General features: G+C 53.6%; 23 protein-coding genes. 16 read left to right on the top strand and 7 right to left on the bottom strand.

Translation table 11 applies throughout. The features are described 5' to 3' along the window. Positions 1–43 precede the first annotated feature (43 nt). Entirely contained in the window at positions 44–877 is an 834-nt protein-coding gene (locus ACFO9Q_RS05475) for an AraC family transcriptional regulator (RefSeq protein ID WP_379179517.1), read from the bottom strand. Positions 878–1033: 156 nt separating this feature from the next. Between ACFO9Q_RS05475 and mgrA the strand changes: the two genes are divergently transcribed. The 6 genes from mgrA (at position 1034) to ACFO9Q_RS05445 (ending at position 3903) form a co-directional block, all read left to right on the top strand. Continuing rightward, positions 1034–2023: an L-glyceraldehyde 3-phosphate reductase gene (gene mgrA, locus ACFO9Q_RS05470; protein WP_379179515.1), complete on the top strand. Its 990-nt coding sequence runs from the start codon at positions 1034–1036 to the stop codon at positions 2021–2023. A gap of 174 nt (positions 2024–2197) precedes the next feature. Continuing rightward, positions 2198–2434 carry a hypothetical protein gene (locus ACFO9Q_RS05465; protein ID WP_379179513.1) on the top strand — a complete coding sequence of 79 codons (237 nt, stop codon included), beginning with the start codon at positions 2198–2200 and terminating at the stop codon, positions 2432–2434. A gap of 26 nt (positions 2435–2460) precedes the next feature. Then, positions 2461–2706 carry a MafI family immunity protein gene (locus tag ACFO9Q_RS05460; protein ID WP_379179511.1) on the top strand — a complete coding sequence of 82 codons (246 nt, stop codon included), beginning with the start codon at positions 2461–2463 and terminating at the stop codon, positions 2704–2706. A gap of 78 nt (positions 2707–2784) precedes the next feature. Then, a complete protein-coding gene (locus ACFO9Q_RS05455) occupies positions 2785–3123 on the top strand; it encodes a hypothetical protein (RefSeq protein WP_379179509.1) in 339 nt (112 codons plus the stop codon). Positions 3124–3155: 32 nt separating this feature from the next. Next, positions 3156–3518, top strand: a complete 363-nt coding sequence (locus ACFO9Q_RS05450) for a tetratricopeptide repeat protein (RefSeq protein WP_379179507.1) — start codon at positions 3156–3158, stop codon at positions 3516–3518. Positions 3519–3555: 37 nt separating this feature from the next. Continuing rightward, positions 3556–3903, top strand: coding sequence for a hypothetical protein (locus tag ACFO9Q_RS05445; RefSeq protein WP_379179505.1), 348 nt, complete (start codon positions 3556–3558; stop codon positions 3901–3903). Positions 3904–3991: 88 nt separating this feature from the next. On the opposite strand, the gene ACFO9Q_RS05440 is transcribed toward ACFO9Q_RS05445, so the two are convergent. Then, complete coding sequence (locus ACFO9Q_RS05440; protein ID WP_379179503.1) at positions 3992–4822, bottom strand: AraC family transcriptional regulator; 831 nt, start codon at positions 4820–4822, stop codon at positions 3992–3994. Positions 4823–4957: 135 nt separating this feature from the next. Here ACFO9Q_RS05440 and ACFO9Q_RS05435 point away from each other — a divergent pair, with 135 nt between their 5' ends. Continuing rightward, the gene (locus ACFO9Q_RS05435) at positions 4958–8062 is read left to right on the top strand and encodes a glycoside hydrolase family 2 TIM barrel-domain containing protein (protein ID WP_379179501.1); all 3105 of its coding nucleotides are present in this window, start codon (positions 4958–4960) and stop codon (positions 8060–8062) included. Between the two features lie 460 nt (positions 8063–8522). Here ACFO9Q_RS05435 and ACFO9Q_RS05430 read toward each other — a convergent pair whose 3' ends face one another. The 4 genes from ACFO9Q_RS05430 to ACFO9Q_RS05415 all read right to left on the bottom strand — a co-directional run bounded on the left by ACFO9Q_RS05430 (position 8523) and on the right by ACFO9Q_RS05415 (position 11199). Further along, positions 8523–9212, bottom strand: a complete 690-nt coding sequence (locus tag ACFO9Q_RS05430; protein ID WP_379179499.1) for an AIM24 family protein — start codon at positions 9210–9212, stop codon at positions 8523–8525. Beyond that, entirely contained in the window at positions 9209–9676 is a 468-nt protein-coding gene (locus ACFO9Q_RS05425; RefSeq protein ID WP_379179497.1) for a hypothetical protein, read from the bottom strand. Before ACFO9Q_RS05425 ends, ACFO9Q_RS05430 begins: the two co-directional genes overlap by 4 nt. A gap of 34 nt (positions 9677–9710) precedes the next feature. Beyond that, a complete protein-coding gene (locus tag ACFO9Q_RS05420) occupies positions 9711–10721 on the bottom strand; it encodes an aldose 1-epimerase (RefSeq protein WP_379179495.1) in 1011 nt (336 codons plus the stop codon). Positions 10722–10836: 115 nt separating this feature from the next. Next, positions 10837–11199 (bottom strand): LytTR family transcriptional regulator DNA-binding domain-containing protein, encoded by a 363-nt coding sequence (locus ACFO9Q_RS05415; protein WP_379179493.1) that lies wholly within the window; start codon positions 11197–11199, stop codon positions 10837–10839. Between the two features lie 175 nt (positions 11200–11374). Here ACFO9Q_RS05415 and ACFO9Q_RS05410 point away from each other — a divergent pair, with 175 nt between their 5' ends. From ACFO9Q_RS05410 to ACFO9Q_RS05370, 9 genes are all read left to right on the top strand, one after another. After that, complete coding sequence (locus ACFO9Q_RS05410) at positions 11375–12439, top strand: lactonase family protein (RefSeq protein WP_379179490.1); 1065 nt, start codon at positions 11375–11377, stop codon at positions 12437–12439. A 34-nt stretch (positions 12440–12473) separates the two neighbouring features. Beyond that, positions 12474–13706, top strand: coding sequence for an MFS transporter (locus ACFO9Q_RS05405; protein WP_379179488.1), 1233 nt, complete (start codon positions 12474–12476; stop codon positions 13704–13706). 560 nt (positions 13707–14266) lie between these two features. Next, the gene (locus ACFO9Q_RS05400; RefSeq protein ID WP_379179486.1) at positions 14267–14917 is read left to right on the top strand and encodes a hypothetical protein; all 651 of its coding nucleotides are present in this window, start codon (positions 14267–14269) and stop codon (positions 14915–14917) included. Between the two features lie 149 nt (positions 14918–15066). Next, entirely contained in the window at positions 15067–16248 is a 1182-nt protein-coding gene (locus tag ACFO9Q_RS05395) for a glycerate kinase (RefSeq protein WP_379179484.1), read from the top strand. Positions 16249–16315: 67 nt separating this feature from the next. Next, positions 16316–17005 (top strand): hypothetical protein, encoded by a 690-nt coding sequence (locus ACFO9Q_RS05390; protein ID WP_379179482.1) that lies wholly within the window; start codon positions 16316–16318, stop codon positions 17003–17005. Positions 17006–17207: 202 nt separating this feature from the next. Further along, positions 17208–18029 carry a DUF2087 domain-containing protein gene (locus tag ACFO9Q_RS05385; RefSeq protein ID WP_379179480.1) on the top strand — a complete coding sequence of 274 codons (822 nt, stop codon included), beginning with the start codon at positions 17208–17210 and terminating at the stop codon, positions 18027–18029. 31 nt (positions 18030–18060) lie between these two features. Next, positions 18061–18489 carry a GIY-YIG nuclease family protein gene (locus ACFO9Q_RS05380; protein ID WP_379179478.1) on the top strand — a complete coding sequence of 143 codons (429 nt, stop codon included), beginning with the start codon at positions 18061–18063 and terminating at the stop codon, positions 18487–18489. A gap of 38 nt (positions 18490–18527) precedes the next feature. Then, on the top strand, positions 18528–19826 hold the full coding sequence (locus ACFO9Q_RS05375; protein WP_379179476.1) for an MFS transporter: 1299 nt from the start codon (positions 18528–18530) through the stop codon (positions 19824–19826). Positions 19827–20353: 527 nt separating this feature from the next. After that, positions 20354–21097 (top strand): hypothetical protein, encoded by a 744-nt coding sequence (locus tag ACFO9Q_RS05370; RefSeq protein WP_379179474.1) that lies wholly within the window; start codon positions 20354–20356, stop codon positions 21095–21097. On the opposite strand, the gene ACFO9Q_RS05365 is transcribed toward ACFO9Q_RS05370, so the two are convergent. Then, positions 21086–22309 (bottom strand): ROK family protein, encoded by a 1224-nt coding sequence (locus ACFO9Q_RS05365; protein WP_379179472.1) that lies wholly within the window; start codon positions 22307–22309, stop codon positions 21086–21088. The two genes, ACFO9Q_RS05370 and ACFO9Q_RS05365, sit on opposite strands and share 12 nt — an antisense overlap. Positions 22310–22402 lie beyond the last annotated feature (93 nt).

Here is a 22402-nt window from a genome sequence, read left to right as displayed (position 1 = left end):
TAGCATAATGGAAATGATTACATGGCGCAATCATGTCCTATAATTATATGTTGTTTCGGTAGGCGAGCGGGGAGAGGCCTTGCGTTTGCTTGAACATTTTGGAGAAGAGGAGCGGGTTGCTGTACCCAACGGAATAGGCGATCTGGCTGATCGTCAGGCTTGTCTCTTGCAACAGCTGACACGCCTTGCGGACACGGAATTGAATGAGGTACTGTTGAGGCGAGACGCCGGAAGCTTCCTTGAAGATCCTAGCCAGATACTTGCGGTCAAGCCCTACAACCTCCGCAATCTCAGCAATGGCAAGCGATCTTGAATAGTTGATCTCGATAAACTCGACTACCTTGTTCATATAATAGTCCTTGGGCAAGGTGCCTCTCATCGTCTGGACAGAGTTGCAGTCTGCCCCCTCAATCAGCTCGGCTAGGAAGGCATACAAGGCGCTCACGAGCTGCACGTCGCGGCTCGTTCCGGCCTTCGACGCTTGGAAGATCGTATTGAAGGAAGCCTGCATGGCCTCGGCATCCTGAACCACATAGAGCGGCTGCTCTTGGGACAAGCCCGCACGCCTTAAGTAGGCTTCAGCGCCTAGCCCATTGAACGCTACCCAAGTGTAGGTCCACGGCTCCTCTTCATCGGCTTCGTAGTAGGATACGACATCGGGACATAAGAGGAAGCATTGCCCCTCGCTCAAGTGGTAGGTGCGATCGCCAGACCTGAAGACGCCTCGACCCTTCTGTATGAAGTGAATCTTGAAGTGGTCCTTCATCGCCGGTCCCCAGGAATGGCGCGGTGTACAGCACTCGGTACCGCAGTAGTACAGCTTCAGATCCATATTCGGGGTGGATTGGTGCGACTCGTTCTTATAGCTGAAGCCCATGGAATAGATTCACCTCCTGTCGCTTAGTTGGTAGGCTTAGTAGATAGGCTTAGGAGACATCATAACATAACTATCATACTTGGTGATATAGGATTGGTCTACAGTTAGGGCTAGAATAGAGGAGTGAACCTACTTAATAGGAGGAATGAATGAACAATGCCTTACACAGCGAGCAGTGAACGATACTCTACGATGAGATATAACCGGTCAGGCAACAGCGGCCTGAAGCTGCCGGGAATCTCTCTCGGACTATGGCATAACTTCGGGGGCAATGACCTGTATGAGAATGGCCGTGCAATGGTACGCCGCGCCTTCGACCTTGGCGTGACGCACTTCGACTTAGCGAACAACTACGGACCGCCTCCAGGATCTGCAGAAGAGAACTTCGGCAAGATTCTGAAGCAGGACTTCCTTCCATACCGGGATGAGCTCATCATCTCCAGCAAGGCAGGTTATGGCATGTGGCCGGGACCTTACGGCGACTTCGGATCCAAGAAGTACCTGGTGTCATCGCTTGATCAGAGCTTGTCGCGGATGGGACTTGATTATGTCGATATCTTCTACCACCACCGTCCAGATCCGAACACGCCGCTCGAAGAGACAATGGGCGCGCTCGATCTCATCGTCCGCCAGGGCAAGGCGCTCTATGTGGGCATCTCCAACTACGGTGCGGACCAGGCGCGTGAAGCACTTAGCATCCTGAAGTCGCTTGGCACACCTGGCGTCATCCACCAGCCGAACTACAATATGTTCGACCGCTGGATTGAGAATGGTCTGCTCGATGTGCTTGAGGAGAAGGGGGCGGGCTGCATCGTATTCTCCCCCCTTGCACAGGGCAAGCTGACGAACCGCTACCTGAACGGCGTGCCGGCGGATTCCCGCGCTGCAGGCAAGAGCGTATTCGTCAAGGAGAGCGACCTCAATGAGGAGCTGATTGGCAAGGTGCAGCGCTTGAACGGCATCGCAGCCGAGCGCGGCCAGACGCTCGCTCAGATGTCCCTCGCCTGGGTGCTTCGTGACCCGCGCGTCACGTCCGCGCTGATCGGTGCGAGCAAGGTGAGCCAGGTCGAAGACTGCGTCGACGCCCTCGACAACCTCGAGTTCAGCACGGAAGAGCTGTCGCAGATCGAGCGGATTTTGGGTTAGGGTATTTATACACTCAGTCACAAAAACCAAGTCGTCAACTAGAGACTTGGTTTTTTCGCGTGTACATTAAAAAGATTTAATCTCTCGAGTTTCTAGTTACGATAGACACTAATAGACTATTTACTTATAGTGAGTATGCGCATTTTTTCAGAGAAAAGATTGGAGATGGTTCATATGATCTATGAATATAAAGTAGCTTGGTGTAAAGCTTGTGATCAAGGATGGGTTGAGATTGTAAAAGAGACTGCTACTTCAAATTTACTATTAATGTGCTCAGAGTGTACTGCGCAATGGATTGATATGATGTCCTATTACGAAGAAGCATATTTGGAAGAAGAAAAGATTGTAGAAACCCCGATAATGGATGAAATTAAAAAATGGGGATGGGAAGATTTAATAACATTTGGCTGATATAGAAATGGAAAGGAGTCTTAGGATTGGATATAACAAAAGAAATCCTGGAAATTGTGAATATGACAACAGAACTTCCACAGGAAGACTTTGATTTTATTCTTGAGCTCCTTGAGCACGATGAGTGGGGAGTTGCTTTTGAAACGCTATGTGCAGCGATTCTTGAAGAAGGATTACCAATTGCTCAAGAGACATACACAAAATTAGAAAGTTTATGTCATGCAATGGGAATGGATAAATCTGACCTTTTGCAAATCGTCCCTACACAATAACTTACATAGAACAGATAAAAGCAATATTACCTTGAGTTTTGACCATATACTTAGCAGGAATCAAAGGAGATAAGTTACTTGGACTTAAAATTTGTTGAACAACAGTTTAATCAGATTTTCAACATAGATCAGTTAAAGGAATATGCAGAAAATCAAATCAAGGAAATGATCAGTCAAAGTGAAGATAATTATCTCAGTGATGATGAATTCAAACTTGAAGATGGCTTGAAGATAAGTGACTTGATTGTTGAATATAGGAAATTTACCTTACATGTTAATAACTTCGATAGAGAATATCCTTTTATGAGAATTCATATTGACTTATTGCACCCAAAAACTTTTTTTCAAATTTTTTATTACGAAATAGAATTAAATAACGATGGTGAAGTATCTGATGATTATTTCGGCAGGTACTAGATTAGCAGAAATATAGGAGCTGCAAGATTAAAATGACTAATAAGAATGCCTTATATTATTATACTCTCGGTGTAGATGCTTTTGAGAAGAAAGAGTATGTAGAAGCTATTAAACGGTTTGAATTATCACAGGAGCTTATGAAGCATTTCAAAACTCTTGAACATTTATACTCCTGTTATGATGCTATTGGTAATCGAACTAAAGCAAAGGAGTGCATTCAGGAAGCGTTCCTCCTTAATAGTAACAATAGCAGAACTGCGGTTTTGTATGCTTCAATTTTATTAGAAGAGGGAGATAAAAATAAATCTCTGCAAGTGGTTAATCAAGTTCTTGAAAAGAACCCTTCATATAATCCAGCAAAAAAGATACTGGAAAGATTATTATCAACACAATGACCTTATTTAATGGACTTCTGATAGGGGATTATAAACAATGCAATTGAGTATCTTTTGTATCAGCAGCTCACAAAGTGAGTCACTAGAAATTGTTCAATCAGTTGGAGAAAGATTACGTGACTATGTAACAAGTTCAGAAATTCAACAATTAGAACAATATTATAAAATAGATGGATGGTATAAAATCAACGTTAATTATAAGCTGAAGGTCGTTTTAACGGATTGCAGCGCTGCTTCGATACTAGAGTCACTTTGCAGTCAGTGGGAATGGCTAGGTGATAAGCAATCAGTCTATTCGTTGAATCGTGAACCTGACACAGTTTTTTTCAACAGTAAAATACAGTTTTTAACTTGTTACTTTGATGAGTTTAATGAGTTCAAATAGATTACTGTGTATGCGATTGTTAATCATTAGCCTGCATATTAACCAATCTCCCCCTACAGAGGCCGCCTACAAGGTGGCCTCTAAGCATCTACCCCAGCCCATGAAGCTGCTTGAATTGCTCGGGGCTCATGCCCTCGTAGCGCTTGAACTGGGCGCTGAAGTAGCTGGGGTTGTCGTAGCCCACCAAGAGCGCGATCTCCTTCATTAGGAGGCCGCGCTCCTGGAACATCGCTTCCTTGCTGCGGCTCACCCGCTCACGGTTGACCGCTTCCATCGGTCGCAGCTGATAGGCCTTTTTGAATAATAAGCACAGATGCTGAGGAGTGACAGCCGCCACTTCAGCAAGGTCGCTCAAAGCGATCTGCTCCGCATAATGCTGCTTAATATAGTCGATGACAGGCTGCAATCTAGTCATATGCCGGGAGACGGCATGGCGGCTGAGCGTAATCGACTTCGCCAGGTCGAGCAGCAGCGCATAGACCAGCTTCGAGCACTCGAGTCCAGCGAAACCGCGCTCCGACTGAGCCGCCGAGACGAGGCTGTTCATGTGAGCGAGGATAATGTCCGTGTTCGACACCTCGTATGGACCGGACCGGCTAAGTCCCGCCATCTGTGCCAGCGCCGCAGCCTCGCGGCCGTCGAAGGCGACATAGCTCAGTTCCCACGGCTCCTTCACCGCCTTATATTCATGCTCCTCATCAGGCAGCAGGAACAAGCCCTCCCCCGCCTTCACCGTATAGGTCAGCCCGCCCACACGCAGCTTTCCCTCCCCGCGAATGACCTGCAGCCATTGATAATGAGGGTATCCCTCCGGCCGATGCAGCGCATTCTGATGATCCCAATGTCCAGCACCGCATAGATAGACCGGCAGCAGCAGTTCCGCTTCCGTCAAGCTTGGGAAGATCATCGTATCCGCCATGCGCAGCTCTCCTCACTAATCTTCATATTTTAATAGCCATGTGAAAATACTTGTATTTATATTAGTATTTTAACCAATTATAATATTCATGTCATGATTAAAATACTTCTAGTAGAGGAAAGAGGCGCTTCTCCTATGCGAACCAAATACAAGTACTCGGCGCCAGCCAATGGCTACCCCGAGTGGAATAATAACCCAGAGATCTATGCGCTGAATCGGATGGAGGCGCATGCAAGCCGGACTTCCTATGCCAGCACCGATGCCGCCTATGAAGGCCAGCCGTCGGACCGCGTCTTGTCCTTGAACGGCAAGTGGAAGTTCGCCTGGGCGAAGAACCCGTCCGAGCGTATTGTGAACTTCTATGAGACAGATTACGACAGCGCAAGCTGGGATGAGATTACCGTCCCCGCTCACTGGCAGCTGCAGGGCTATGATTACCCGCATTATACGAATGTCCGCTACCCTTGGGAGGGAAGTGAAGATATTCAAGCTCCATTCGCTCCAACCGAGTATAATCCGGTCGGCTCTTATGTTCGCACGTTCACCGTTCCAGCGGAATGGGCGGGACAGCCTGTCTTCATCAACTTCCAAGGGGTGGAATCGGCCTTCTATGTATGGGTGAATGGCGAACTTGTCGGCTACAGTGAGGATACGTTCACGCCAGCCGAGTTCGATCTGACTCCGTACCTTGTCCCTGGTGAGAACAAGCTGGCGGTTGAGGTGTATCGCTGGTGTGATGCGAGCTGGCTGGAGGATCAGGACTTCTGGCGGATGAGCGGCATCTTCCGGGATGTCTTCCTCCACACTGCGCCGAACGTGCATATCTATGACTTCTTCGCGAAGACCGAGCTTGATGAGCAGTATCGGGATGCGGAGTTCATTCTTGAAGCGAAGCTTCTGAACTATACGCAGCAATCCGGCGCGGTTAAGCTGGAAGCGGTGCTGTATGATGCCGCGCGCAATCCAGTATTCACGTCACCCTTAACGGCAGCTATCACACTGGATGGGTCGGACCATCCTTCTGTGCGGCTTCAGGCTGGGGTGGACAATCCGCTGAAGTGGAGCGCGGAGCAGCCGAATCTGTACACGCTTGTTGTCTCTCTATTCGATGAAGAGGGCAGCCTGCTTGAAGCCATCTCCTGCAAGGTCGGCTTCCGCAAGTTCGAGCTGAAGGACGGACTTATGAAGATTAACGGCAAGCGTGTGCTGTTCCGCGGTGTCAATCGCCACGAATTCTCCTGCGATACTGGCCGCGCCGTTGGTGAGGAGGATATGATCCGTGATGTGAAGCTGATGAAGGCGTACAATGTGAATGCCGTTCGGACCTCGCATTATCCGAATCATCCGCTCTGGTACAAGCTGTGTGACGAGTATGGTCTCTATGTCATTGACGAGACGAACCTTGAGACGCATGGCTCCTGGAAGTATGGACAGAAGGAGCTGCTGGACACCGTTCCAGGCAGCAATCCAGCTTGGACGGGCGCCGTGCTGGACCGCGCCAATTCGATGCTGCAGCGGGACAAGAACCACGCGTCCATCATCATCTGGTCGCTCGGGAATGAATCGTTCGGCGGGGATAATTTTATCAAGATGTATGACCTATTCAAGGAAGCAGATCCTTCCCGGCTCGTTCACTATGAAGGCGTGTTCCACTATCGTGCTTCGGAGGCGGCTTCGGACATCGAGAGCCATATGTATACGACGCCGCATGTCGTGGAGCAGTATGCGCTGAACCAGCCGCAGAAGCCGTTCATTCTCTGTGAATATTCCCATGCGATGGGTAACTCATGCGGCAGTCTGCATCTGTATTGGGAGCTGTTCGAGAAGTATCCGATCCTGCAAGGCGGCTTCATCTGGGATTGGATTGATCAGGCGATTCGTATTCAACTGCCGGACGGCACTTCAGCACTGGCGTACGGAGGGGACTTCGGGGAATCGCCGCATGACGGCAACTTCTGCGGGAACGGGCTGCTGTTCGCAGACGGCACGATCACGCCTAAGCTGCTAGAGGTGAAGAAGTGCTACGAATACGTGAAGTTCGAAGGGGTAGACCTCGCTGCAGGCAAGCTTCGTGTGACGAATCGCAACCTGTTCACATCGCTAAGCGAGTATAGCTTTGAATGGCAGCTGGCTGTGAACGGGAAGACGATCCAGCAAGGTGAATTCCAGCTGAATACCGACCCTGAAGCGGCTGAAGAGGTATCCGTTCCGTTCGAGCTTCCAGCCGAGGCGGCTGCAGGGGAAGAGTACGTCCTAACCGTGCGTATGCTGCTGAAGGAAGGGACGGCATGGGCGGAGCAGGGACATGAGCTGGCGTTCCAGCAGTTCATTGTTCCGGTAGCAGTCAAGCCTGCGGTAGGCGACACTTCGAGTGCGGCTGCAGCTGCGCCGCGTCTCGAGCAGACGGCGGATGAGCTGATCGTAGCAGGCGCCGGCTTCTCCGCTCGCTTCACGCTGGCGACTGGCATTCTGTCTTCTTACGAATACGACGGCCAAGAGCGCTTGAAGCAGGGGCTGACGCCGAACTTCTGGCGTCCGTACACGGACAATGACCGCGGCAACAATCAGCAGGAGCGCTGCGCGGTATGGCAGAGCGCATCCGCAGAGCGAGTGTTGAACAGCTTCACTTGGAGCACTAGCGCGGATGCCGCTCACCTTGCAGTCCGCTACACACTGCCTGAAGCCGCTCATTCCACCGTCGATCTCTTCTACGCAATTACTGGAGATGGTCAGGTTACGGTCATGCAGGAGCTCCAGCCGGCTTCCAATCTGCCGGAGATTCCGGAGATCGGCGTTAAGTTCGAGCTTCCACCAGAGTACGACCAGATTAGCTGGTACGGCCTCGGTCCGCATGAGAATTATTGGGACCGTCAGACCAGCGCCAAGCTGGCCCTTCATGAGGGAACGGTCGAGGAGCAGTTCGTCCCTTACCTGCGTCCGCAGGAGTGCGGCAACAAGACTGGCGTTCGCTCAGCTGCGCTCACGAATGCGAAGGGGCAAGGGCTTGCCATTCACGGCTTGCCTACGGTTGAGCTGAATGCTCTGCCATACTCCGCCGACGAGCTGGAGCAGAACGACCATATCTACAAGCTGCCTGTCAGCGACAAGACTGTCGTGCGGGTCAACTACCGCCAGATGGGCGTCGGCGGACATGACAGCTGGGGCTCGAAGCCGGAGAAGGAGTTCACCCTCTTCGCGAACCGCAGCTACGCGTTCCGGTTCTCGTTTAAGGGCGTTTAATTAGATAGTGTCTTAAGGGAGTGCCCCAGAAGCCGCAGGCTTTAGGGGCACCTCATTTTTTCGGAGCCGGACTAGGGACCGTCACGCCGTAATCGGGTAGCCGGGCAGAGATCTGGATGAGCTACAGTATCACAATGCGATGCTGCAGCGGCGAACTAGCCTCGCCAGCGGCCTGTAGCATCACAATGTGATGCTACAGCGGCGAACGGGCTACGCCAGCGGTCTGCAGCATCACAATGTGATGCTGTAGCGGCGAACTAGCCTCGCCAGCGGCCTGCAGCATCACAATGTGATGCTATAGCAGAGAACTGGCCTCGCCAGCGGCCTGCAGCATCACAATGTGATGCTATAGCACGAAGGAGTTGGTCCGGGAAGAGCCCACTCTACAACGAAAGCTACCCGAACGAAAAGCGGCCCGTACGAGGTGTTATCCCCTCGTGCGGGCCGCCTTTAACATATTCTACTTAATATACACACTGCCGAACGGCAGCACCTCGCGCAGCAAGCGCTTCACGATGCCGCCGCTCTGAAGCTGCTCCTCCAGCCCTGTATCTTGCGACCCCGTCTGGATGAGCACGGGTCCGCTGCCCGTAATCTCCCATTGCACCTTCATATGCTGGCTGGCCAGCTGATTGCCATAGACCGCAAGCCGGATGCTGGCTGTCTCGGGGTAGGCGATGAGAGAGCCGTTCTCTACATAGAGCGGGCGGTCTGCTTCCAGCTGCATGACGGCCATTTCACCGGCCATGATCACACCGACCTGTCCGGGACCGCTGAAGCGCATCCGGACGAATTCGCGCGTAATCCAGGCGTTCTTGATCTTCTGGATGACGCTGCGCATCGTGATGCCGTCCGTGTAGTAGAGAATATGCCGGTAGTCGAACAGTAGATTGCTGTCCTCCGGAATAGGCACAGTAAGCAGCGAGCAGCCCGGAGGCAAGCCGAGCAGCAGCGTAGACGGCCCCTCTAGCACCGACTTGATCCACTTCTTCTTCCGATACATGCCGGCCAGATCCAGGAATCGATCCTCGCGAAGATAAGGGGCTCCTTGGAACGCGAGTATCGCCTTCGGATGCAGCACATGGAGCTTCTCCCCAGCTTCGAGCTGAAGAGAGGCATGTCCGATTGGAGCGGGTGAGGTCACCTTCATGAGCGGGAATCCCCTCCCTGGCCAGCTCGCTGCCTGCGCCAGACGACATAGCGCCAGATCCGAATCGACAGCAGATAGGCGCAGAGGAAGGCAAGCACGATGATGGCAGACAGAATGAGCTTCCGGGTGAAGAGCCGCTTGTCCTGCTGAGCCCGCTCCAGCTCGGCTGAGAGGGAAGCATTCTGCGCAAGCAGCTGTTCATTCTGCCGCTGCAGCTCTTCCTGCTTCGCCGCGAATTCTTCGGCCTGACGCAGCGATTCCTGCAGCTGCTCCTGCTGCTGCTTCAGCTGAGCTTGTGCGTCCATATATTGCTGCTGCAGCTCGGCGATACGCTCAGGCGTATTATAGATGTCCTTGATTCGGTCAATGACCCCAGCCTCTGCAGATTGCGGAGAGGGGACAAGGAGCGTGAGCCCGAGTATCGTCATGAACATCGTCAACCTAAGCCTTATTCTTACCCTCATTGTCCCCCTCCTCCCCTCAATCTGCTGCAGCCGATTACTTGGTCACTGCAGCTCTTACATACAACCGGCTCGTCTCTTCCCAGATGCCGCCCGGCTCCAGACCGACCAGGCCAATCTCATCGGCTGGCAGATCCACATTCGGCGCATTAACGAGGTTCAGCTGCGGCTCCGGACAGAAGAAGCCCGGCGTACCGCCGTTGTTCCAGATCATCCACTGCTTGTACGCGGTGCCAGCATCGTAGACAAGAGTTGTGCCCGTACGGTTGTCCGTCAGCTCCATGGCGTTGCGCCCATTCTGCGGCTCTACTGTGTAATGGTTGTCCATCGATTCCCAGTACGGAGAGATTCCCGCGTCCTTCATCCCTTGCTCCTGTTCCTTGAGCGGCTGGAACTGTCCGGTCGGCAGCATCCGCTCGCTCAGCTCCCAGCGATTCCCGATCGTCATCTTGAACGAGCAATCCTTGCTGGAACTGTTCGGGTCGAACGGAGCATTAATCGTCGTGTGAAAAGCAATCATACAAGGCATCGCCTCGCGCCCGTCATTCCGAACCGTAATCTGCTGAAGCAGCCCTTGCTCGCTCAAGGAATAGCGAAGCGTCAGCGTGAACTCATGCGGCAAATATTCGTATACAGCATGTCCTTCACGCACCGTAAGTGTTAGCACGACATAGCTCTCAGACTTCAGGGCGCCATAGTCCGTCACTTCCCACTGCTCGGAGTGAACGAAGCCGTGGAGATGATTGCCTGTCGCTTCTTCATTCACAGGGAACGTATAAGTGCGGCCGTTCCATTCGAACTTGCCGTCCTCATAGCGGTTCGGAGGGAATAGTACAGGAATGCCGTGAACGAACGGCCGTGCCTTGAATTCCGCCATCTCCTCAGCGAGGGGCTCGCGAAGCAGGCTGAAGCCTTGCTCCCGGTCACGGAAGGCGATCAGGTTCGCTCCTACGCCTGGCAGCACGGCCGCTTCATAGGCGCCGTAGCGGAGCCAGACTGCTGGTTCTTCATGGAATAATTGCTCGAATGCTTCGGAATGCTTCGTCATGATTATCTTACCTCCTGGTCATTATCCTGCTCATCGTTATGTCATCTATTAACCCATCTTAGAATAGCACAAAAACAGCCCCTCCTCCATGTGGAGAAGGGGCTGCTCTGGCCTGCTACGGCGTTCGGCGAAGACTCGTGCTCGAGCTCTGCTGTGTGAACAGCTTCTCAATGACGACCTGCTTGCGCCGCGGAACTTCAACCTGCTTGGACTCGGAGTAATCCGTACCGAACAGCACCTTGCCGCCTTCGATGGACTTCACCTTGCGCAGATTAATGAAGCAATTCGAGCTGACCTGGAAGAAGCTCGGCTCGTTCGTCAGCTGCTTGATCTGTTCGGTAGTCATTCTCTTCTTAATATTATAGTTTCTACCGTGGAAGCTGACGATTCCAAGCGAGCCAATGCGATAATAGAGAATATCCGATTCGAGCTCGAAGTCCTCATACACATTTCTTGTATCCCGCACGACCTTCATCATTCCATAATCCCCCTTCGATATTGAAATGAAAGCGGTAACTTGTTAGCGCTTACATCATATCATACCGGATGAGATTTGTGAAGAGGGCGGGGTAAGGATAGATTTTGCAAGGCAACAGGAGTAACATAGAAGCTATCTGAGGGTAAATAAGGAAAAAGGAAAGGTGATGAAGCGAATGTCAACAGAAAGCAAGTATTCAGGACTCCTCTATATCGGAAGTTACGGCGCGGAGAGCGAGCCGACCATTCATGTCTGCTCCTTCGATGGAGAGACGGGGCAACTAGAGGTTATACAAGCGCTCGCCCATGTCGACAATGCCTCATACTTAACCTTGCATCCGGGCGGCGGCACTCTCTATGCGACCAGCGAGACGGACACGGGGGAAGTAGCTGCTCTGCGAATTGACCGTGTAACGGGGAAGCTCAGCTTCCTGAACGAGAGAGGAGCCCACGGCGGATACACTTGTTATGTAAGCACAGATGCCAAGGGACAGGTGCTGCTCGCTTCGAACTATGGAGGAGGCAATATCGCCATGTTCCCCACTAAGACGGACGGTCAGCTGGATTCTGCAGCCGTACTGCTCCCTCAGCGCGGGGATAGTGGACCGAACAAAGCGAGACAAGAGGGACCGCATCCTCATGCCATCGTACCTCATCCTACTGCCCCCTATGTGTATGTGCCTGATCTTGGACTTGATTCCGTATTCGTCTACAAGCTGGATGCTTCAGCCGGAACACTTACTCTACATAGCGAATGCAAGCTGCCTGCCGGCGGCGGGCCTCGTCATCTCGTCTTCCACCGCCACTTGCCTATAGCCTATGTGATGAATGAGATGGGCTCGGCAGTATCTGTGCTTCGTTCCGATGAAGAGCATGGACTGTTGGAGCAAGTGCAGCACATCTCCTCCTTGCCGGAAGATTACGATGGCTACAATGATTCCGCAGATATTCACTTATCACCATCCGGCCGTTATCTATATTGCTCGAACAGAGGCCATAACTCCTTGACCGTTTTCCGAGTAGATCAGAACACGGGTCAGCTGTCTGTCATTCAGCATGTAAGCTCCGGAGGCGAGACGCCTCGGAACTTCGCGATTACGCCGGACGGCGCTTATCTCCTCGCAGCGAATCAGGACAGCGATCTGCTTGTCTTATTCGCCATTGATAAGGAGACGGGCAAGCTGCATCGGACAGGGAAGTCTCTCTCTCTGCCGAAGCCGGTATGCGTGAAGTTCAGCTAATCATTATACTTCAGGGGAAAGAAGGTTCTGCACCATGTCCGCCAGTAATCCAGCGAGAGCAGCAGCCATTCAGACGGGTACCATCTATACGATTCTAATGGCCATCTCCTCCGTGCATCTGCTTAATGATGCGATGCAATCAGTCGTTACAGCCTTATTCCCCGTATTCGAAGAGTCGCTCAATCTGAATTACGCCCAAGTGGGCTGGATTGTGTTCACCTTGAATATGACCTCTTCTGTTATTCAACCAGTTGTAGGAATCATCTCGGACAAGCGTCCGACACCGTGGCTGCTGCCAGTCGGCATGGGGATGAGCCTCCTCGGCATGATTGGATTATCCATTGCTCCAACCTTCTGGCTGCTCATTCCTGCGGTCATGTGCGTCGGTCTCGGCTCTGCGGTCTTCCATCCAGAGGGCTCGCGTGTCGTATACTTCGCTGCTGGTGAGCGGCGAGGCCTCGCCCAGTCCATCTATCAGGTAGGCGGCAACTTCGGCCAGTCGCTCGCTCCGCTCATGACGATCTTCATCTTCCTGCCGCTGGGGCAGGGAGGGGCGATCTGGGGAACGCTCTTGGCGATAACAGCGATTATCATCCTGCTGCGAGTTGTCCCTTGGTATTCCACGCAGTTAACGCTGAAGGGCAAGCCTGTTAAGAAGAAGAAGGTGCTGACGGAGGCGCAGCAGCTGCAGGCACAGAAGGATCGGAGAGTGATTGCCTTCGCGCTGTCGCTCTTGCTGCTGCTCGTATTCGCTCGTTCCTGGTACGCCGCGGCGATATCCAGCTTCTATCAATTCTATGTAGAGGACCATTACGGCATATCGAAGCAGCTTGCCCAGGTGCCCTTGTTCCTATTCATGGCGGCCGGGGTAGCCGGCACCTTCGCTGGCGGGATCTTCTCCGACCGGTTCGGGCGCAAGCGGATGATGCTGTTCTCCATCTTCGGTGCCGCGCCATTCGCAGCGATCCTGCCGCATCTGCCGCTGCCTTGGGTGTATCCGGTCGCGATCGTGCTCGGCTTCATCCTGCAATCCGGCTTCTCCGTAAGCGTCGTGTATGCGCAAGAGCTGCTGCCGGGTAAGGTCGGCATGGCCTCGGGCCTCATTACCGGCCTTGCCTTCGGCCTTGGCGCATTAGGCGCTGTCGTGCTGGGAGCCGCAGCCGATGTCTACACGCTTCCGAGCGTGATGGTTGCCGCTAGCTTCCTGCCGCTGCTGGGGTTATTGTCGGTGTTCCTGCCGAAGGACCGCAGAGAGCTGCCGGCTTAGCTGTTCGTTAATCAAGTTGAAGCTCGTAAGTTCAACTGATACTGGTTAGTTCAACACATGATGGTAGGTTCAACTCAACCACAGCCTTGCTGCTGTGCCTTACAGCCGGCAGGCTCTCTGATATGAGGTCGATATCGCTTTTTTTCTCCTTTTGGACACTATCCCCTTCGTTCAGGAGCTGGATGTCCGAGCCCGATGAGATTGAAGATATTGTTGAACAAGTAAGCTTGTTCAACAAGTAGGGATTCGAACATGCAAGCCATTGTTGAACAATTGAGTAATTTGAGAGAGCTGGCTTTGTTGAACGATTGAGTAATTTGAGCAAACAAGCTTAGTTGAACAAGTAAGCGTATTGAACAACAAGCAAGTCATTTTTGAGAACAAGTAAGTAATTTGAACAACAAGCAAGCCATTTTGACAAGCAAGCCTCTTGGAGGCTTGCTGTTTTTGTTTTTACGAGGTGTTTTGTTTTTTTACAGGGTGTTTTTTTTTGCATGACTGGCTGGCAAGCTCTCCTCATCTGGAACAATCTGGGTTATACTCGAGGTGGAGATCAACTTATGCGGACGCGGAGAGGGTGGCTTAAGAGGATGGATAATGCTGGCGATGAACTTAACGTTGAGAGAGCGGAGTCTACGAATTATAGGGAGAAGCTGTTGTATGGCATTATAGGCGGACTTGGTATCGTGCTGTTCATCTGTGTGTATATCATCTGGGCGCTGTTCATTGAGAAGTATCATCTCACGATGGAGTGGTATGTCGTCGCTGGACTCCTGCTGCCGTGGGCGCTCGCGGCCGCCGGGCTGGTCTACTATAACAAGTACGCTGGCGAAGCCTCAATTAAGTCGGCTCAGCTGCTGGGATTCATTGTGCTAGGCGTCCTCATCTCATCGGATGCCGTTCTCACCATGCTGGCTAACGAGCGGACGAGTCAGTATTCATACAATCGCTGGGTCAGCGAACGCTCCATGCGGATCTATATGCTCGAAGACACGTTAAGGAAGCACGACCTGATTGGCCTGGACCGTCAGGGTGTGGTGAACGTGCTTGGAGCACCGGAGTATCCTAATGATTACAAGTCGGAGCAGCACTTTGAGTTCCTCTATATGATTGGCTCCAAGAATAAGTATAGTCCCCCAGGTGTGGGAGGGGATCAGATGAGGATTAGGTTCAACAAGGACGGCAAGGTGGAGGAGATTGAGTATTGGTAGATTATAGAAGAGGGATGAGTGATTGGAGGTCAGAGGTCAGAGAACTGAGTTACCGCTGTTGAGGCGGAAGGTGATGTGGAGGTTGTTCGGGTGAGTTAGGGGAGGTAGTGTTTTTTTTTTTTTTTCAAAAGAGAGGGAGGAAAGCAGCGGTGGATGTGAACAGGTTGGCGGATAGCGGCATAGGCGGGGATCGGGTTGTCATTGCGCCAGACAAGTTCAAGGGAAGCTTGACCTCCGCAGAAGCGGCGGAGGCAATGGCTGAAGGAGTACGCCGGGCATGGCCGGATGCTGATATTCGGATTGCGGCTGTTGCGGACGGAGGGGAAGGGACGGTGCTTGCGGTACTCTCCTCTCAAGGAGGGGAGCTTGTTCGTGCACACGTTCGAGGCCCGCTGGGGACCCTCGTCGAGGCGTCCTATGCTCTGCTGGAGGATGGGACTGCCGTTGTGGAGATGTCAGCAGCCTCAGGACTGGCCTTGCTTCGAGAGGATGAACGCAATCCCTTGATAACGTCCAGTCGAGGAACCGGCGAGCTTATTCTAGATGCGCTGAATCGGGGGGCTAGACGAATCGTATTAGGTCTCGGAGGCAGTGCAACGAATGATGGCGGCATGGGGATGGCGCAGGCGCTTGGCTTCCGGTTCCTGGATGAGGCTGGGCAGGAGTTGGGGGACGGAGGGGCCGAGCTGCTTAGGCTTAAGGCCATTGATGCTGCAGGAGCAGATCATCGTCTAGAGGAGACGGTGTTCGACGTCTGCTGCGATGTGGACAATCCGCTATGCGGCCCATATGGTGCTGCTGCAGTGTATGCTCCTCAGAAGGGAGCATCAGCTGATGATGTACAGCTGCTGGACAGGGCACTAATGCGGCTTAGCGCTGAGCTGCGAAGCTCGCTCGGCGCTGAGGTGGAGAGCCTGCCGGGAGCCGGTGCGGCAGGCGGCATGGGCGCAGGCGCCGCGGTATTCCTCCGCGCGTCCTTGCGCCCCGGCTTCGCCCTCCTAGCCGGAATCACCCGGCTGGAGGACGCTATTGCAAGCGCGGCCCTCGTCCTCACAGGTGAGGGCCTTGCCGATGGCCAGACCGCCAGCGGCAAGGCCCCCGCTGGCGTTGCGGGCCTCGCCCGCAAGCATGGCGTGCCCGCCGTCTGCCTGGCAGGCGGGCTCGGCCCGGGCGCGGACGCCCTGTATGCACAGGGCGTTAGCGCCATGTTCTCCATCGTCGACGGCCCGGCCGGGCTGGACGATGTGGTGTTGCGATCGCGGCCGCTGCTGGCGCAGGCTGCGGAGAATGTGGTGCGGCTGTTCCTCGCCGCACGCCCCCGCCGCGCATAGCGGCGGGTTTTGGAGTCGCCGGGCTTGGGGTTCGGCGGCTTTTTTATGGGGCTTAGCCCGCTGGCGGTTGCCAGCGGGCCAGCCCGGCGCAATAGCGCCAGAATCTGTCGCTGCAGCTCTCGCAGCAGCCCAGCCCGGCGCAATAGTGCCAGAATCTGTCGCTGCAGCCGCCGCAGCAGGCCAGCCCGGCGCAATAGCGCCAGAATCTGTCGCTGCAACTCTCGCAGCAGCCCGGCCCGGCGCAATAGCGCCAGAATCTGTCGCTGCAGCTCTCGCAGCAGCCCGGCCCGGCGCAATAGCGCCAAAATCTGTCGCTGCAGCTCTCGCAGCAGCCCAGCTCGGCGCAATAGCGCCAAAATGTGTCGCTGCAGCTCTCGCAGCAGCCCAGCCCGGCGCAATAGCGCCAAAATGTGTCGCTGCAGCTCTCGCAGCAGCCCAGCCCGGCGCAATAGCGCCAAAATGTGTCGCTGCAGCTCTCGCAGCAGCCCAGCTCGGCGCAATAGCGCCAAAATCTGTCGCTGCAGCTCTCGCAGCAGCCCAGCCCGGCGCAATAGCGCCAAAATGTGTCGCTACAGCCCCCGCAGCAGGCCGGCTCGGCGCAATAGCGCCAAAATGTGTCGCTGCAGCTCTCGCAGCAGGCCGGCTCGGCGCAATAGCGCCAAAATGTGTTGCTGCAGCTCTCGCAGCAGCCCAGCTCGGCGCAATAGCGCCAAAATCTGTCGCTGCAGCCCCGCAGCAGCCCAGCTCGGCGCAATAGCGCCAAAATCTGTCGCTGCAGCCCCGCAGCAGCCCAGCTCGGCGCAATAGCGCCAAAATACATCGCTGCAGAGCTGCCGAAAGGCTAGGCATGTCCTGCGGCTTTTTACCTTTGCCATGCAGCCGCAGTCTATTGCAATAAACCAAACAATAATATAATATGTCTATATAATAACCAAACGATAATATGGGGTGTTTGTTATATGGACATAACAGAGAGATTCTGGTCAGCGTCGCTGGAGGAGTTGAAGCGAGGCTATACGTATGATGAGAAGCTGGAGCAGTACATCTGTCTCGTATGCGGACAGAGCTGGGAGGACGGGGCAGTGTATCGGGCGAGCGAAGGTGATGATACCAAGTGGTATGAGGCGCGGAAGCAAGCTGCGCATCACTTGAAGGAAGCACATGGCTCTATGCTGGAGTATCTGCTCAGTCTGGACAAAAAAGCTGCCGGACTAACGGACCTCCAGCGCGATCTCATTCGATCCTTCGCAGCAGGGATGTCGGATGCGGATATCGTGAAGCAAGCCGGATCGGGAAGCGCCTCGACTATCCGCAATCACCGCTTCGTGCTGAAGGAGAAGGCGAAGCAAGCGAAGCTCCTTCTAGCCGTCATGGAGCTCATGGATCACAGCGCGGACTCAGCCAGCGGAGCCAGCTTGTCCGCCACTTCCAGCTCATCCAAGGCTGTCCCCTCCAAGTTCATCCCTATCCATCGAACAGCTACGCAGGTCGATGAGCGATATGCCATAACCGAAGCCGAATATGAAGCGTTGATGAAGCAATATTTGCCGCAAGGTCCACAGGGGCCGCTGACGAGCTTCCCCCGCAAGGAGAAGCGCAAGATTGCGATTCTTCGTCATATCGCAACTTTTTTCAATAGTGCCCAGCACTATACGGAGCATGAGATTAATGAGGTGCTCAAGCCATTCTGGAAGGAAGATTATGTCACACTGAGAAGGTACCTTATTGAGTACGGCTATCTAGGTCGCGAGGCGGATGGAAGTAAATATTGGGTGAAGTAAAATAATGACTATACAAGGAGGTCCACTTGCAATGACAGCACCAGCCTCACTGAACGATAAGCACTACCGCAAGCAATTGACCCAGCACTATCAGCAGCAGGAACGCGAGATGGGCGTCTACGAGATTCGCAATCATATAGATGGGAGAAGGTATATCGCTTCTTCTACCAACCTGGCTGCCATCTGGACAAGGGAGCAGTTCACTCTGAACCTGGGCACCCATTCGAACAGAGCGCTTCAAGCCGACTGGTCAGCCTATGGAGGAGCTGCCTTCACATTCTCCATCCTAGAGAAGCTGAAGCTGGAAGATAAGCCGCGCTTCGACTATCGCGACCTCCTCCAGCCAACATCGGGATCCAGCGCCACAGCCGCGAAGTCTTATGAACGCGCAGTCAAGGAGCTTGCTCACAGCTGGAAGCAGAATGCTGCTGACAGTGAGCTTCCGGCGCTATATAATTAAGAGCTATTATGTTCAGATAAGGAGTTGTATCTCTAACCATGTCTACTAAGGCTTCAACTGCTGGGGGCAGCTTGTTCAGCAACAAGTTCTACCAGACCATCCTACTCTCCAACATCTTGTTGCAGATTGGAATATGGGTGAGGAACTTCGCGATTCTGATGTATGTGACAGACAAGACGGACAGTGATCCTATTGCCATATCCCTCATCTCAGTCGTGGAATTCGCCCCCATCTTCGTCTTCTCCATTATTGGCGGCACGTTCGCTGACCGCTGGCGTCCGAGATTGACGATGATCTGGTGTGATCTGTTATCTGCCGTATCGGTGTTCGTCGTATTGATTACCCTGTATTACGGATCTTGGGAGATGATCTACTTCGCCACCTTCATCTCAGCAATCCTGTCGCAATTCTCCCAGCCGTCCGCCATGAAGCTGTTCAAGCAGCACATTCCGCAGGAGCAGCTTCAGCAAGCGATGGCTCTGTTCCAATCCATGATGGGCATCTTCATGGTATTCGGTCCAGCGCTCGGGATCTACGTGTACCAGAAGTTCGACATCATTCCATCTATCGCTGTAATGGGCGTAGCCTTCCTACTGTCTGCTCTCGTCCTGCTTCGTCTGCCTTCTGACAAGAAGGAAGCGAAGTCTGCGACAGATGCGGAACCAGGAGCTTCGTCAACACCATCAGCACCTATGGCTAACTTCAAGGCTGAGCTGGCTGATGGATTACGTTATGTCATGCGCAGCATGACGCTTAAGATTCTTGGAGGAACGTTCGCCCTTGCTGGTCTGGCAGTCGGCATAATCCAGACGCTTGGCATCTTCATCGTAACCGATCGATTAGGCGAGCCGAAGGAATTCCTGCAGTTCATTATGATGGTCTATGGCATCTCGATGCTGGTCGGAAGCGGTGGAGTGATGGTTCTCGCTAAGAAAATCTCCCCGCAAAAGCTGCTCGCTCTCGGGATGCTGGTGAACGGCGCTACCATAATCGGCATTGGGATGTCTACCAATACGACGATTACGCTAATCCTGCAATTTTTTGCAGGACTAACGATGCCTTGTATCCAGATTGGAATCAACACCTTGATTCTGCAATCAACAGAGGAAGCTTATGTTGGCCGCGTCAATGGCGTCCTTAATCCACTGTTCATGGGCATGATGGTCATTATGATGGCCGTCTCTGGACCTGCACTTAAGGTATTCTCCCTAGTGTCCATCTACACCGTATCGGGAGTTCTCATGCTGCTAGGCATGCTGCTGCTTGTTCCGCTATTCAAGCTGAAGCACGAGCCGATGACTCAGCCACAGCCGGTAAGCCGAGAAGCCTCACACTAACGCTAATGCAACAACTACCAGAACCCCAATGCATGTCATTCATGTATTGGGGTTCTTTGCAGCGACCAGCTCCCGTAGATCGATATCGTTCCTTTTCTCCTTTTGCACACTATCCCCTTCGTTCAGGAACTGGAGGAGCGGGAGGGACTGGAGGAACTCTCTAATCAGAAGATGTATTTTTAGTAGGTCCTTATTGTTCACCACTCAGCCCAGCCCAGCCCGATCCTGATGGAAGGGGATAGTGTGGCAAGGGAGCCCAGAGCCCAGCCCGATCCTGATGGAAGGGGATAGTGTGGCAAGGGAGCCAGAGCCCAGCCCGATCCTGATGGAAGGGGATAGTGTGGCAAGGGAGCCCCAGAGCTGCTCCCACCTGGAGAGCTGCCGTCTGGAATGAATAGAGATTGGTGGATTTAAGCCTGCTTTTTGTTGGTTACATTTCTTGCGAGCAGGGTCCCTATGTTAAGATGGGAAGATGTGAGATAAGGCTGTGGGATGACGAAGGGAAGAGAAGGGGGAAGGAGATTACAATGGTTATATCTGCTCAATCGTGGGCTTGGGCGATCGGCATTCAGCTGATCCTTATTCTGATATTGGCAACGCTTATCGCATGGCTGGCAAGGCGCAAGGGGGAAGGGGAGAGCGAGAGATGGCTGTTCCTGCGTGTACTAGCGCTAATCTTCCTAGGTGCGTTATCGCTGCGGCTTGACCTGCAAGGCTTCTCCTTGCAATTCGGGGGACCTGGCATTGCGCTGCCGATCGGATTAATCGCAGCCTATCTGCTGCAAGCCAGAATGACCAGCCGCTGGGCGGCGAGAGCAGCGGTAGCTGCTGGGGGACTGATGTTCCTCCTCACCTTGTACCCGCTGCAGCAGCCGATTGACGAGAGACTATATCCGCGTGACGAGATCTCTACCTACATGGCGCAAGGAGCGGGATGGCAGGAGGAGGGCACTCATATTCTGTTCACGAAGCAGGACAAGATCTTCCTCAGCTTAACCGAACAGTCGCCGGAGACGAAGGTGCTGTATGATGCTCTGCTGCAAGCCCAGCCTACCCTGCTGCCTGCTGGATGGGAAGCTGCCGCCGGCTTCGTTGTCTATCAGAGCAATCCCAGAGTCAAGTTCAAGGAGCTCATCATGGAAGGGGATGCCGAGGGCAAGTACATTCTGCTCAGCACTCCCGAAGGGAAGCAGGCCTGGGCTGCACCGGAGCCGTTCCAGCAGCAGTTCAAGACCATCCTCACGAAGGCTGCCCGCGCCTCAACGGAGTAGCTGCTGCCCGCTCTTGATCTTGGTGAAAAAAGCCCGAATCGCATAATAAGCCGCGCCTCTTACCGCCGACTGATCATGCAGCTCTGCGAAAAGAATCTGCAGCTGACTGCGGTGGTAGGACAGCGTCCGCTTCTGCGCTTCCTCCAGAACCGCCTCGCGCAGCCAAGCGGAGGCGCGGCTCATGCGATTGCCAATAATGACGACGTTCGGGTTGAACACATTCACGATATTCGCAATGCCTGCCCCGAGGTAACGGCCGATTCGGCCGAACAGCGCACGCACTTCCTCATGACCGCTGTCCGCGGCGGCCACAAGCGCGTCGAGATTGTCATAGCCGAGTCCCAGCTCGGCAGCTTGTTCCAAGAGCGCATTCTCCGAGGCGTACAGCTCCCAGCATCCCTGATTCCCGCACCTGCAAGGCTTGCCGTCCACTTCAATCGACAGATGGCCGAGCTCACCGGAGTAGCCGGATGCCCCCTGATACAGCTCCTTGTTCAGGATGATGCCCGTTCCGATCCCAGCCCCCGCACTGACATAGATCTGATGGGCGATATGGCGTCCAGCGCCGTACTTCTGCTCGCCTTGGGCACCTGCATTCGCTTCATTGTCGATCGTGACAGGCAGGCCGAACTGCTCCTCGATGTACGACTTCAGCTCCACATCCTGCCATTCGAGGTTAGGGGCGAACAAGATCGTTCCCTCGCCGTCCACAATACCCGGAACCCCTATGCCGATTCCGACAATGCCGTAGGCGCTCCCCTCTGCTTCATCCATTAATTCGCGTATGCAAGCAGACAGCTGCTCGAGTGCATACTTCAGCTCCCGCTGCTTCAAGGCTCTCTCCAGCTCGGCGACCACTTGGCCTTCCAGATCCGTCAGCACCCCGCGAATATAGTTCACGCCAAGATCAATGCCTATCGCATACCCCGCCTTCCGGTCGAAAACAAGCATAACCGGCTTCCGTCCGCCGCTTGATTCCCCCGTTCCCGTCTCCAGCACAAGCTGGGAGTCGATGAGATCCTGAACGAGGCTCGATACCGTCGCCTTGTTCAGTCCCGTCCGCTCGGATATTTCAGCTCTCGATAGCGGAGCGTGCCGGAGCACGGCGTCCAGCACGATGGCGGTGTTCATTTTTTTGATCAGAGATAGATCTCCGGTTGTCTTCTGCTTCACTTCGGTATGGCCTCCGTCCGTATGGCTGCTGCCACTCATTGTATCATTTCACTGTCGTTATTTTAACACAAAAAACTTAGTTTGTTTAATAGACAAACTAAGTTTAGTCGTGTTATTCTTGTGGTGAGCGTT

Origin of the sequence: Paenibacillus sp. GCM10023252, from assembly GCF_042653305.1 — a bacterium.
GTDB lineage: Bacteria > Bacillota > Bacilli > Paenibacillales > Paenibacillaceae > Pristimantibacillus.
Note: the sequence above shows the minus strand (reverse complement) of the source record. Positions and strands in the feature narration are given on the sequence as shown.